The sequence below is a fragment of the Chitinophaga rhizosphaerae genome (assembly GCF_003958645.1).
GTDB classification, from domain to species: domain Bacteria; phylum Bacteroidota; class Bacteroidia; order Chitinophagales; family Chitinophagaceae; genus Chitinophaga; species Chitinophaga rhizosphaerae.
Map to the genome: position 1 here is coordinate 124,233 of NZ_RXLO01000007.1, position 13,018 is coordinate 137,250.

The 13,018-nt window shown below is 55.6% G+C and carries 12 protein-coding genes; 6 read left to right on the forward strand and 6 right to left on the reverse strand.

Annotated elements, in window-relative coordinates:
- The 4 genes from EJ361_RS17200 to EJ361_RS17215 all read right to left on the reverse strand — a co-directional run bounded on the left by EJ361_RS17200 (position 1) and on the right by EJ361_RS17215 (position 4,259).
- Complete coding sequence (locus EJ361_RS17200) at positions 1-1,314, reverse strand: GntP family permease (RefSeq protein WP_126246875.1); 1,314 nt, start codon at positions 1,312-1,314, stop codon at positions 1-3.
- Positions 1,315-1,350: 36 nt separating this feature from the next.
- A complete protein-coding gene (locus EJ361_RS17205; RefSeq protein ID WP_126246876.1) occupies positions 1,351-2,028 on the reverse strand; it encodes a response regulator transcription factor in 678 nt (225 codons plus the stop codon).
- Positions 2,029-2,055: 27 nt separating this feature from the next.
- Positions 2,056-2,949 (reverse strand): PhzF family phenazine biosynthesis protein, encoded by an 894-nt coding sequence (locus EJ361_RS17210; protein WP_126246877.1) that lies wholly within the window; start codon positions 2,947-2,949, stop codon positions 2,056-2,058.
- Positions 2,950-3,029: 80 nt separating this feature from the next.
- Positions 3,030-4,259 carry an ROK family transcriptional regulator gene (locus EJ361_RS17215; protein ID WP_126246878.1) on the reverse strand — a complete coding sequence of 410 codons (1,230 nt, stop codon included), beginning with the start codon at positions 4,257-4,259 and terminating at the stop codon, positions 3,030-3,032.
- Between the two features lie 176 nt (positions 4,260-4,435).
- Here EJ361_RS17215 and EJ361_RS17220 point away from each other — a divergent pair, with 176 nt between their 5' ends.
- From EJ361_RS17220 to EJ361_RS17240, 5 genes are all read left to right on the forward strand, one after another.
- Entirely contained in the window at positions 4,436-6,298 is a 1,863-nt protein-coding gene (locus EJ361_RS17220) for an FAD-dependent oxidoreductase (RefSeq protein ID WP_240646656.1), read from the forward strand.
- Positions 6,299-6,307: 9 nt separating this feature from the next.
- Positions 6,308-6,973 (forward strand): GDSL-type esterase/lipase family protein, encoded by a 666-nt coding sequence (locus EJ361_RS17225; protein WP_126246879.1) that lies wholly within the window; start codon positions 6,308-6,310, stop codon positions 6,971-6,973.
- A 596-nt stretch (positions 6,974-7,569) separates the two neighbouring features.
- Positions 7,570-8,088: a hypothetical protein gene (locus EJ361_RS17230; protein ID WP_164714302.1), complete on the forward strand. Its 519-nt coding sequence runs from the start codon at positions 7,570-7,572 to the stop codon at positions 8,086-8,088.
- Positions 8,089-8,129: 41 nt separating this feature from the next.
- A complete protein-coding gene (locus EJ361_RS17235) occupies positions 8,130-8,993 on the forward strand; it encodes an alpha/beta hydrolase family protein (RefSeq protein WP_126246881.1) in 864 nt (287 codons plus the stop codon).
- Positions 8,994-9,195: 202 nt separating this feature from the next.
- Positions 9,196-9,672 carry a lipocalin-like domain-containing protein gene (locus EJ361_RS17240; RefSeq protein ID WP_126246882.1) on the forward strand — a complete coding sequence of 159 codons (477 nt, stop codon included), beginning with the start codon at positions 9,196-9,198 and terminating at the stop codon, positions 9,670-9,672.
- Here EJ361_RS17240 and EJ361_RS17245 read toward each other — a convergent pair whose 3' ends face one another.
- Together EJ361_RS17245 and EJ361_RS17250 are read right to left on the reverse strand one after the other, a co-directional pair.
- The gene (locus EJ361_RS17245; RefSeq protein ID WP_126246883.1) at positions 9,673-10,362 is read right to left on the reverse strand and encodes a LytR/AlgR family response regulator transcription factor; all 690 of its coding nucleotides are present in this window, start codon (positions 10,360-10,362) and stop codon (positions 9,673-9,675) included.
- Entirely contained in the window at positions 10,331-11,362 is a 1,032-nt protein-coding gene (locus EJ361_RS17250; RefSeq protein ID WP_126246884.1) for a sensor histidine kinase, read from the reverse strand. Before EJ361_RS17250 ends, EJ361_RS17245 begins: the two co-directional genes overlap by 32 nt.
- Before the next feature lie 368 nt (positions 11,363-11,730).
- Here EJ361_RS17250 and EJ361_RS17255 point away from each other — a divergent pair, with 368 nt between their 5' ends.
- Positions 11,731-12,960: an FAD-dependent monooxygenase gene (locus EJ361_RS17255; protein WP_126246885.1), complete on the forward strand. Its 1,230-nt coding sequence runs from the start codon at positions 11,731-11,733 to the stop codon at positions 12,958-12,960.
- Positions 12,961-13,018 lie beyond the last annotated feature (58 nt).

Here is a 13,018-nt window from a genome sequence, read left to right on the forward strand (position 1 = left end):
TTACATCATCACCGCGGAAAGCGCCAGTACGGCGAGGAAAGCGGTGATCCCCATCAGCAGGGTCGCCACCGAGTAGACTTTGAGCATGGGTTGCATGTCGAGGCCGGAGAATTTGCTGATCACCCAGAAATAGGCGTCGTTCGCATGCGAAATCGCCATGCTCCCCGCGCCGAGGGCCAGCATGCAAAGCAGGCGGCCGGTATCGCTGTCGAGCCCCAGTTTCGGCAACAGTTGCCCTACGATGGCTGCGGCGGTGATGATGGCTACGGTAGACGATCCCTGGGCTGTTTTCAGGAGCACGGCCAGCAAAAACGGGAAGAAAAGCCCGAGTTGGCCGAGCGGCAGCGCGTCGGAAAGGTGCGTGCCGAGGTCGGTGGTGGCGAGAATGGCCCCGAAAGCGCCGCCGGCGCCGATGATGACGAGGATGCCGCCCGCTTTTTCGGAAGCTTCCAGCATGAGGCGGCTCACTTCCGCCTTCTTCCATCCCGTTCCCGTGTACAAAGCCAGCAAAACCCCTACCGACAGGGCCACTACCGGATCCCCCAAAATCTGCAGCACATCCGACCCATGTTCCATTTTCATGAACGCGCCCAACGCAATGAGCAAAATGGGTACTACGATAGGCAAAAATGCTTTCCAGGCGGGCGTTGCGGGCAGCGGCTCGTCTTCATGCGCATCGTGCGGAACGTTGCCCGCCACGCGTTTCCCCATCCACGACGCCCACCAGCAGCCGGCAATGGCAGCCGGAATGGCTACGGCGGCCCCGATCAGCATCAGCCGGCCAATGTCTGCCCCGATCGTTCCCGCGGCGGCGGTAGCGCCCGGGTGCGGGGGAATGAGGCAATGCACGGCATAGAGGCCCGACGCGAGAGAAACGGACATCACCAGCAACGGTATGCCGCTTCGCCCGGCTACCGAACGGTTCAGGCCGCTCAGCACGATGTACCCGCTATCGCAGAAAATGGGCAGCCCTACGATGAAGCCCGTGATCCCCATAGCCGTGGCGGCCCTTTTCTCCCCGACGAGCTTCAGGATGGCAGCGGCCATCACGCGGGTAGCGCCCGTGTGCTCAAGGATCACGCCGAGCATGGTGCCCAGCACGATGATGAAGCCCAGGCTTTGCATGATGTGCCCAAACCCCTCTTTCATGACGGAGATGATTTTCGGGAACGGCAATTGCACGCCGAGCCCTACGGCAAAACAGGCGAGGAAAAGCGCGAAGAACGCATGAACGCGGAATTTTACCGTCAGCAATACGATCAGGCCGACACCTGCCGCCAAAGACAGCAGTACCTGGATGAAGGAAGCAGTCATTCCACAATATAAACATTCTCCGCGCCCGGGGAAACCCTAAATCAGGTCGAACGCCTGCGCGAACCGGGTGACGTCGTAGCTGGATTGTGCATGCAGCTTGTTTTTGATATTGCGGCGATGGGTAGACACTGTTTTCTCGGAAATGTTCAGCTGGGTGGCCATTTCGGCGGTATTGCGACCCAGGCCCATGAGCGTCAGCACTTCCTTTTCGCGGTGCGTGAGCCCGCCGAAGATATGCTTGTTGGCGCGCAGGAAAGTATTTTCTTCCAGCAGCCGGTTCACTTTCGCGTTGATGTAATGCGCCTGCTCTACGGGAAGGGCAAAGGTGATGCAATGCGTAGGCAATCCGTCGGCATTGCGGTAGAAAATGCGCGTGGCGCCGAGGTACCATTGCCATTCGTCGTTAGCGGAAGGCCGCACCTGGTGGAAGAAAGAGACGAATTCACGCTCCTTGTTCCCTTGTATCATCTGCATGATGCGGGGCACGTAATCGTCCATCTCCGCGGGGTTGAAGAACCGGTGGAAATAGGCGATGCCCATGTCTTTCAGTTCCTGCAGGTTGGTGCGGAGGAGCCGCTGGCCCCAGGGAGACATGTACTCCACCGTTTGCGTGAGAATATTATGTATGATAATGACGGCCGGGAGATCTTCGCTGACCAGCTCCAGTTGTGCGATCTTGGTTGACAGTTCCATTTCCATGGTAGGGATGCTCATGTATGTCTGCGCAAGATACGCAGAAAGCTACACGTGCAAAATACCTTCCATTACAATGGTCGACGCGCCGCTCACCCAGATCCCCGCGCCGGTGAAGCGGAATCGCAGTATGGAGGGTTGCTGTAGCTTCACGCCCTGTAGAATGGCGTATTCCTTGTCTTTGTGAATGTACCCTTTCTGGAAAAGAAAGCCGCCCAGCGGCCCGGCGGCCGAACCCGTGGCCGCGTCTTCCCCGCCGGCCGGGTGGAAAAAGCGCGCCTGAGCGACCTGCGGGGTGTCCTTATCCGTGATCACGAAGCAGTAACAGCCCTGGAACCCGTATCCGGTGGCGATATTGTGGAGGGCGCCGGCGTTCGGCGTGGCGCGGTTGAGTGCGTCGATATTGCGGAGGGGCACCATAAGGTGCGATATTTCGGTGGTCACAACGGTAGGGTGCCAGTCGAACAGCTTCACGTCTTCCTGCTCCAGGTGCAGCGCGGCGGCGATGTCTTCCGCGGGAACGGTGTTGCCGTAGCGGGGGGCCTGTTGCAGCATGCCGATGAACGGGAGGTCGTTACTGTTGTTTTCGATGTTGAGCTGGATGCGCCGGTCTTTCATGATCACCGACGGAACGCCTTCCTGTACGCGGAAAATGTTCATGTCCTTGAGCACGGCGAGGCAAACTGCGCCCAGCAGGTTATGTCCCGCGCCGGAGATTTCACGGCCATTGCGGGTAAAGGAGCGGACGCGGAGGGCCTTGTCTTCTTTCGAATAGTGCATGAAAGAAGTTTCGAGGTACCCGAATTCGCGGGAGATCTGTTGGTAAAGCGAGGTTTCCAGCGGTTTGCCGGTTACCACCACGGGTAAGGGATTGCCTTTAAAACGCTCGTTGGTAAAAACATCGAGAACATAATAGGGCATGGTGTTCTGTTCGGATTTCATAGCATTCTCACTAGATATTCAATCAAAAAGTTGGCCGTTAAATGTACAACGTTTTATGAATTGCGCGATGAAAAATCGGATCAGGCGAGGGATAATAACTTGTTGCGCACCAGCAGGCAAGCGCCGATGACACCTGCTTTTTCGCCGAGGCGCGACAGCATGAGCTGCGTATCGTTGTTGACGAGGCTGAGGGAATATTTGTTGATGGCCGATTTGATGGGGAGCCGGATGATATCGCCCGTGGTGCTCAGGCTCCCGCCGAGGATCACGAGCTCGGGATTGAATAGGTTGATGAGAACGGCGATGCCTTTGCCCAGTTTTTCCCCGATCTCGGCTACGAGCTCGATGGCGAGGGTGTCGTCGCTGTTGGCGGCCTGGATAATGTCGTCCAGCGTCACCTGGTCGGGTTGTTTGTGTTTGCGCATCACAACGGTGGAGAAGCCTTCGCGCAGTTTGGCCTGGAAATTCCGGACGAGCGCCTGCCCGGAGGCTTCCGTCTCCAGGCAACCTTTTTTCCCGCAATGGCAGATCAGTTCGTTATTGAAAAAAGGAATGTGCCCGAATTCTCCCGCAAAGCCGGATTTGCCGTAGTAAAGCTGTCCGTTGATGAGAATGCCGAGCCCGATACCGTGGTCGAGGTTGATGAAAAGGACGTTCTTTTCCTGGTTCACGGTGCCGCTGCTGAATTCGCCGTAGGCCATGGCGCGGGAGTCGTTTTCCAGGAACGTGCGGATGCCGACTTTCGATTCGATCACCTTGCTGAGGGGCTCTTCGTTGAAATGGAAGAAGCTGTAACTGTAGCCGGTAGCGTAATTGATCCGGCCGGTGAGGTTCACGCCCATGCCCATGATCTTTTCGCGGGGGACAGACAGTTCGTCGATGAACCGGGAAATGATGCTGCAAAGCTCGTCGAGCGATGCGGCCGTGTTCTGCAGTTCGTATGGTATCTTTTCCACGCTTCTGACGAGGTTGCGCTTGAAATCGAGCAGGCCGATGTTGATATGGAATTTCTTCACTTCCACTCCTACAAAAAATCCCGCGTCGGGCGCCATGCCGTAAATGTTGGGCTTGCGGCCGCCGGTGCTGTCGATCTTCCCGTAATCGTTCACCAGCCCTTCCTGCAGCAGATCGTTCAGCAAATGGGTCACTTTTGGCGTGGAAGCATTCAGTTCCCGCGCCAGGTCGGCGATCGTGGCATCGTTGTGCTGGGTGAAATATGCCAGGATTTTCTTCTTCAGATTTAGATTCTTGTACGCTACCCCGCCGATGTTCTCATCGTTCAGTTCTTCAAAAAATGTCGGTTGACCCATATATGCGATTTGGGAGTGGTCCTCAGTTTAACCTCAATATCCTGTCAAGATACAAAGCTATTGTTTTTAAAAAAAAATAAAAATGAGAAGGGGAATCTAAAAATGTTTTGAAAAAAAATTAATAAGATGTTGCACGAAGGTAAAAAATATTGTTATTTAGGCGCCAGATCCACGACATGATGAACAGATTCCGCAAAATAGTCCGCCTATCCGGCTGGGCCCTTCTTTTACCCTTATTCCTCCATGCGCAGCAGCAGACCGACCTCCTCATCGTAGGCGGCGGCGCCAGCGGTACCATGGCCGGCATCCAGGCCGCGCGCATGGGCGTGCAGACCCTCATCGTTGAAGAAACCACCTGGCTGGGCGGCATGCTCACCAGCGCAGGCGTAGCGGCGATAGACGGCAACCACCGCATGCCTTCGGGGCTTTGGGGCGAATTCCGCAAAAAACTCTACGATTATTACGGCGGGCCAGACAAAGTGGCCACGGGATGGGTGAGCAACACCCTTTTCGAGCCACACGTCGGAAACACCCTGCTCCGCCAGCTGGCCGCAGCGGAGAAGAACCTCCGGATCGAATTCCAGACGAGCTTCACGGCCATCCGGCGCGCCAACGGCCGGTGGGCCGTCACCGTTCGGCAGGGGAAAAAATCCCGGGAGATTTCGGCCCGTATCGTCATAGACGCCACCGAGCTCGGCGATGTCATGGCCGCAGCAGGAGCGAAGTACAGCATCGGGATGGATAGCCGCGATGTTACGGGAGAAGCCCTCGCGCCGCCGGTCGCCAACAATATCATACAGGACCTTACTTATGTGGTGGTGCTGAAAGATTACGGCAAAGGCGCCGACAAAACCATCCCCAAACCCGCCGGCTACGACCCCGCGCCCTTCCGCCTTTGCTGCGGCATCGCGGACCCCGCTTCGTACGACGCGCCGAAGAACAATTGCGAGATGATGATGTTATACGGCCGCCTGCCCAACGGGAAATATATGATCAACTGGCCCAAACACGGGAACGATTATTACCTCAATATCATCGAAAAAACGCCGGCGGAAAGAACGGAAGCCCTCAAGGCTGCGAAACTCCATACCCTCCGGTTCGTTTATTACCTGCAAACGGAACTGGGCATGAAGCACCTCGGCATCGCCGGCGATGAATTCCCGACGGCCGATAAACTGCCCATGATCCCCTACCACCGCGAATCCCGCCGGGTGAAAGGCAAAGCCCTCCTTACCGCGGACCACGTTTCCAAACCCTACGACCAGGCGCTCCCGCTCTACCGGACGGGCATCGCCGTCGGTGATTACACCATCGATCATCATCACGATAAAAATACCGATGCGCCGCAGATCGATTTCGTGAAGATGCGCGTGCCCTCCTATAATGTACCCATGGGCGCACTGGTGCCCGATGGCGTGGAAGGGCTCATCGTGGCCGAAAAAAGCATCGGCGTTACCAATATCGTGAACGGCGCCACCCGACTGCAGCCCGTTGTCATGGGCATCGGGCAGGCCGCAGGGGCCCTCGCCGCCGTGGCGCTCCGCAACGGTACAGACCCATCGGTAACGGATATACGCTCTGTTCAGCAGTCGCTGCTCGATAGCAAAGCCTACATCATGCCTTTCCTCGACGTTCCCGCGGAAAGCCCGCATTTCGCCGCCATCCAGCGCGTCGGCGCGGCGGGCGTGCTCCGGGGCAGCGGGGTAGCGTTCAACTGGGCCAACCAAACCTGGTTCTATCCCGCGCGCGAAGTGTCGGCGTTCGAGCTGGTGGAAGGTTTGCGCCCCCTGTTCCCGGAGTTGCGCACGTACTGGGGCGCTTCGGGAGATCCGCTCACCGTAGCCGCGCTGCTGGAGATTTTCAGCAAAGCCGGCATTTCCGTGACGCAGCAAATCCTGGCGGATAACTGGCGGCAGCTGGCGCTTTCCGGCTCGCCTTCGCCGGAAACCGTCCTGGACCGCGGGAGCGCGGCGGTACTGGTAGACCATTTCCTGCAACCATTTAATATTCCCGTTGATTTCAGCGGTCAGGTCCGATAATAATTCCACATGAAATATAGCACCTTGATGGCCACCGGCCTGTTGCTGGCACTGGGCGCGAGCGCGCAGCAGATCGACAGTTCCTATGCCAACGACTACTACAAAGGCCGGATGGCCCTTTTCGCTACATTCCCCCAGCAGCGCGGCGCTATCGTGTTCCTGGGCAACAGTATCACGGAGCGCGGCGTCTGGCACGAATTGTTGCCGGGCAAAAAAATCGTGAACCGCGGCATCGGGGGAGACAACACCTTCGGCGTACTGGCACGGCTGAACGATGTCATCGCATCCAAACCCGCGAAATTATTCCTGTTGATCGGCATCAACGACCTGGGGCGCGGCCTCCCCGAAACCGTGATCCTTTCCAATTACCGCCGCATCCTGGAACGGTTGCGCAGTGGCGCACCGAAAACGAAGCTCTACGTCCAGAGCGTACTTCCCATGCATGAAAGCAAATTACCCGGGTATTTGAAGAACAAAGCGGAAAAAGTGAAATCCCTGAACATAGGGATCGCCGCGCTGGCAAAGGAATTCAGCCTGCCGTTCCTCAACCTCCACGAATGGGCGGCCGATGCGCAGGGAGCGCTGAAGTCGGAATACACCGGAGACGGTATCCACCTCACACCGCCGGCTTATGCTGCGTGGGTAGCCTGGTTGAAGGAACAAAAGGCACTGTAGGCGATTGCATTGACAAGGGATTTTCTTAATATTGTGAATTAAGAAAAATCCCTTGTCTTATGAAACATAAAATCTGGTTGTTAACCATGGCATGCGGGGCCGCTATCCCTGCATTTTCCCAAGACCTGCAAACCGTTACGAATTCGGGAAATACTACCACCAGGGAACTGATCATTGATCCCGGTGCTGATGCATTTCGCACCTTCAAGGTAAGAAGAGGGGACGCTACTTTGAAGTCAGAAATAGCAGTTGCCAATAACAAAACATTCGGACAATTCATCTGGCGGCCCGATATTACTGACATATCGGTGAGTACGGCGTTGAATATCGGTCCGAATTTATTGCAGTACTTTAACAATGGGTCATTTTATCATATCTGGCATGGCGGCAGAATGGGTGCAAATTCCGGATTGGACGCGGATTTGCTGGATGGGTTGAACTCAACTTCGCTATCGAGATACGGAATTGTTTCTGGCGTTAACATTGATGTGCTGAACCATCCGTATCCGGCTCCCGGAACATATTGGCATGCCAAAATGTTACCCGTCAATGGTATACCTGAAAACAATTACGGTGTTTATGTTTATCTCGGTGATATGGCTCCCGGTAATGATTACAAAGGTATGATAGCTATGGGGACCAATAATGGCAGCCTTTATTCGATCCGGAAAGTTGCCGGTACCTGGGAAACTTCCTGGAAAAAGATCTGGGACTCCGAAAACTTCAAACCGGCCGATTACCTCGCCCTCGCCGGCGGACAAATGTCCGGTAACCTTACCATCGGCACCACTGCCGCTCAAAAAGACCTCAACGTAAACGGCAATATCAAAACCAGGAAAGTGAAAGTCTCGATAACAGAATGGCCTGACTATGTTTTCGAAGAAAAATACCCGTTGATGCCCCTTCCGGAACTGGGCGCCTACATTGCGAGGCATCAACATTTGCCGGATGTTCCTTCCGCCGAAACCGTAAAGAAAGAAGGCGTTGAACTGGGAGAAAATCAGGCCATATTGCTGAAAAAAATCGAAGAACTGACCCTGTACATTCTCGATCAGCACAAGCGACAGGAAGCGCTGGAGCAACGGATAGCTGAGCTGGAAAAGGAACGCAAGTAACGCCGTTTGTGAAAAATTGCGCTAATCCTTACATTTGAAACATGAGATTACTGACGCTACTGATCCTTTGCGCTACCGCCGTTTCCGCACAAGACCGGATCGATTACGCGGTGAAAGACCAGGACACACTGTTCATGCTGCATTATGAGCCCCAGGGAACGCCGAACGGCATGACCATCATGCACGTGCATGGCGGCGGATTTTCCGGCGGTTCGCCCGGCGGCGACAAGGCATTCGCCACCAGCATGCAGGAACGGGGCTACAACGTGTTTTCCATTTCCTACCGGCTCTTCCTCAAAGGCAGCGATTTCGGCTGCGGAACGACGACGCCGGTAAAGCTGAAAGCCATCTCCACCGCAGTGGAAGACGTGGCAGACGCCGCGAAGTTTTTGCTGGATAAAGGGCCCGCACTGAAAGTCGACACGTCGAAGCTGTACCTTTCCGGCAGCAGCGCGGGCGCCGAAGCGATCCTGCACTTGCTGTACAACCCCTTCGCAGCGTCCGACCCCGCGCGGTATGATTACTTCACGAAGCGGCAGCGGTTCAAAGGCGCGCTGGTATTTGCCGGCGGGCTCGTCGATATCAATCCCGTGCAGGCGTCGAACTGGGTGCCGACGTTGTTCATGCACGGAACGGCGGACGAACTGGTGCCTTTCGGAACGGCGGCGCATCGCTTCTGCCGCGCCGATCAGCCGGGATGGATGATCATGTTCGGCGATAAAACGATTTATGACACCGGCAGAAAAATGCAGAAAGACGCCATTTTATACACGTATGTTGGCCGCGGCCACGAAGTGAGCAATTACATGAACCGGGAAGCCGGCAAGATCAACGATTTCCTGCAGAAAATAAACGCCGGAAAGAAAATAGGCGCCACACAGATAATAGTACCGAAAGGGAAGTGATCTGAGGTGAACATACATTCAAAAAGTCCGGGCGAAACCATCGCCCGGACTTTTTTTATCCGGACAACGGTTCATCTTGCGGCCTACGTGTTTCACGTAGTTGCCAAATTACGTTTTCCCCCGCTGCATCCGCCCCGTGGCGCAAGCTAATTTTGCGGTCGTAATTCAAACATTATTTAACCTCAGGAAAAGAAAAATTACGATGAAAAAGATCACCATTCTCTTCAGTTGCGCTATTGTGATGACAGGCGCCGTGTCTTGCAGCAAAAAGAAAAAAGACGAAGCCGGTCCTTCCGGAAATGTAGCCAGCATGCTGGTCGGCACGAAATGGCGCCTGACCGCGCAAACCATCAATCCTGCTGTCGACGTCACCGGCGACGAGGTGCCCGATTCCGATATGTTCGCGTTTATGCCCGAGTGTGCGAAAGATGATTACGTGGTTTTCAGCACCGGTGGCGTGTATCAACTGTTCGAAGGGCAGAAGAAATGTACCGAAACGCAGGAACCGCCGGGCAACTGGGTGCTTTACAATAGCGACAAGTCGCTCCGCGTTACGGATCAGGATGGCTCCTTCGAGGCGGAGATCGTCAGCATTACCGCATCGGAACTGAAATTCCGTTACAATGAAGTGATGGACGGGAAAAACATCCAGGTAACGGAAACCCGCGTGAAAAACTGATTATTTTTCCTTCAGTTTGTTCAGGTTGATTTTGAAGGTTTGTCCGACGGGGAGGCTTTCGTCGAGGATCACCACATGCCGCGGGCCCCATTCCTCGACCTTATCGGTAGCGATGATATAGGATTTGTGGATACGCACGAAACAGCTGGCGGGAAGGAGTTTCTCCATTTCAGCGGTGGTTGCGTTCACGATTAGGCATTTGTTTTCCAGGTACACTTTTACGTAGTTGCCCATGGATTGGACGTAGTAAATGTCTGCCGGGTCAACCGTGGTTTGGGTGGAGCCTGTTTTAAGGACGAGGGGTTCCACGGCAGGTTTCTCGGCGGGAGCTTCCTGCTGGAGGATTTTGTTCACGGCTTTGAGAAAGCGCGGGAAGGAGATGGGTTTGAGGATGTAATCGACGACGTCGTATTCGTAGCTTTCCAGCGCAAATTCGCTGTAGGCGGTGGTGAGGATGATCTTAGGGCGCGTGGGGCCGAGGGTTTTGAGCAGATCGAGCCCGCTCAGTTCGGGCATGTTGATGTCCAGGAAAACGACGTCCACTTTCTCCCGGTGGAGGAAGTTGGCGGTTTCCATGGCATTGTAGCAGTGGCCTACCACCTGCAGGGCCTGTACTTTTTCGATGTGGGCTTCCAGCACGTAGTGCGCTCCGGGTTCGTCATCTACGATCAGGCAACGGAGTGTTTGCATGGCGGTCGAGCGTTAATTGAAGTTCTGTATAATAAATGTTGTTTTCCTCGTACGAGATCAGCGTGTGGCGCTTGGCGTAGGCCAGTGCCAGCCGCTGCCGCACGTTGTTAAGGCCAACCCCGGTCGAAGATACGGATTGTTTGTTGGACGGAACGGTATTGCGGATTTTGAGCAGGAGGGTTTCTCCCTTTATTTCCAGTTCCACTTTTATGTATGAGGCCGACATGCTGGAAGGTGCATACTTAAAGGCGTTTTCCACGAAAGCGATCAGGATGAGCGGCGTGATGAGGAGGTCCTTTTCATGCCCTTTTTTCTTGAACGTAACCTGGCATCGCTGCCGCACGCGGGCCCGTTCGAGATGAACGTAGTTGCGGATGAACTGGAGCTCGTCTTCCAGCGGCACCAGCTGTTTGCGGGAGCTTTCCAGTTGGTAGCGCATCAGTTCGCTGATGCTCAGGATCAGCTCCGGCGTTTTATTCGGATAACGGAGGCTCACGCCGTAGAGGTTGTTGAGGGTATTGAAGAAGAAATGCGGATTGAGCTGGCTTTGCAAGTATTGCAATTCTTTCTCTTTGAGCAACAGGGAGTTGCGAAGCTCCATCGTTTGTAGGGTGGCCCCCCGGTACAAAAACCACATCCCCACCCCGATGAGCAGGCAGGAAGCGGCGAAACCCAGGTCGCCCAGCCACATCACTTCTATATCCGTCCTGAAAACATACACGCGCAGGGTGTAGGTCACCGCCGTCACCAGCGCCAGCCATCCCACCACCGTCCAGATATACTGCCAATACTGGTTTTTCAGGATCAGCAACCGCAGAATGAACTTGTTGTGCACCACGCACATGATGTAAATGAACGCCAGCGAAACGTTCTGGTAGATGAACAGTTGCATGTTATTCCCAGGGTTCTGCAAGTTCACCAGCGTATTCACCACCATTAACACGATGAGGAACAACAGGTTCACCACAAGCCCGTTCTGGAAAAAATTTCTGAATGCCATAACAGGGGGCAATTTAAGACGAACCTGCGGTATTCCGCACCGGTTTTCTGATATCCGGCGTTCGTCATTTCCCCAGCAGGGTTGATCAATCGGCGCTTGCCCGTGTCCTGGCCTTGCCGCACCTTTGCATCGTCATTGTTTCCGCCATGTAAACCTGACTATTTGTTTGTTGATCGTAACATAAACGGGCCGGCCCGGCAGCTGAAGAAGCGGCCACGCCGGCCCTGTTTTTTCGTGGGGCTGATATCGATCATGTCGCGGAAATCGGAAATGAATGATCTTCACGGGCCGGAGGCCGGTGCTTCCCGGGCAACGGGAAAGATGGGATCGGCACCAGACGGCCTTCATGAAATCCTGTCCTGCACAACATGAAAAAACGATTCACGATCATAGGCGGCGGCATCGCCGGGCTTACGGCCGCCATCGCCCTGCGGCAGCGGGGGATAGACCCCCTCATCTTCGAAGCCGCGCCGGAACTGAAGCCCGTGGGCGCGGGGATCGGGCTGGGCGCCAACGCCATCCGTGCTTTAGCCCTATTGGGGATCGAAAAGGGGATTGTGGCGAAAGGGCAGTTTCTCGATGGACTGTCGTTCCGTACCGAAAAGGATTCCCTGCTTACGCATGCAGATACCGCCCGCGTCAGCAGGGCTTTCGGCCAAGACAATTTCGTTATCCACCGGGCCGACCTACACGAACAACTGCTGTCCCATCTCGATCCATCCCGGATTTTCACCGGCAAGATGCTGCATTCCCTCACAATAGCCGATGCCACCAATCCGCGCCGACCGATTTCGTCGCCGGGCGTTACCGGCAATATTCCCGGGCCCGGCGAATCATCCCATGCCTTCCAATCCCCCATCCACCTTACATTTCACGACGGCAGCCAGCACGAAACCGATTACCTCATTGCGGCCGACGGTATCCACTCGGCCGTGCGCCGCGCCATCCTGCCGGATGTTCAGCCCCGTTACGCCGGTTATACCTGCTGGCGTTGCGTGGTGCCGGAGGGAACGGCCATCGCCCGGGAAGTGGAGGAGATCCTGGGCCGGGCGGGCCGTTTCGGCATCATTCCATTGCCCGGCAAACGGGTATACTGGTTCGCCTGCATCAACGCCCCCGCACAGGATGCCCGCATGAAAGTCATGACCACGGCGGAGTTGAGCAAAATTTTCGCCGGATACCCGGAACGGGTGCAAGCGCTCCTGAAAGCCAGTGAAGGCCTGCCGCTCATTTGGGGCGATATCGCCGATCTGCCTACCACGCACCGTTTCCACCACGGCCCTATCGTCCTCATCGGAGACGCCGCCCACGCCACCACGCCCAATATGGGGCAGGGCGCCTGCCAGGCGATCGAAGACGCGGTGATCCTGGCGGCGGAACTTTCCCGGAACACCGATCCGCAAGACGCGTTCAGGGCGTTTGATAACAGGCGCCAGGAACGGACGCGCATGATCATCCGCCGCTCACGGGCCCTCGGCAATATGGCCCAGCTGCAAAACCCGGTGCTGATCGGGCTGCGGAACGCCGTTTTCAGGTGCACGCCGACAGCCGTTTTCCGCCGGCAGCTCAAAATCCTCTATTCCGTAGATCTGTCGTAATACAGCCCGGTTGTTAGAAAATTTCCATCAAACAAGTATGTGAACGGGATTTTATCAA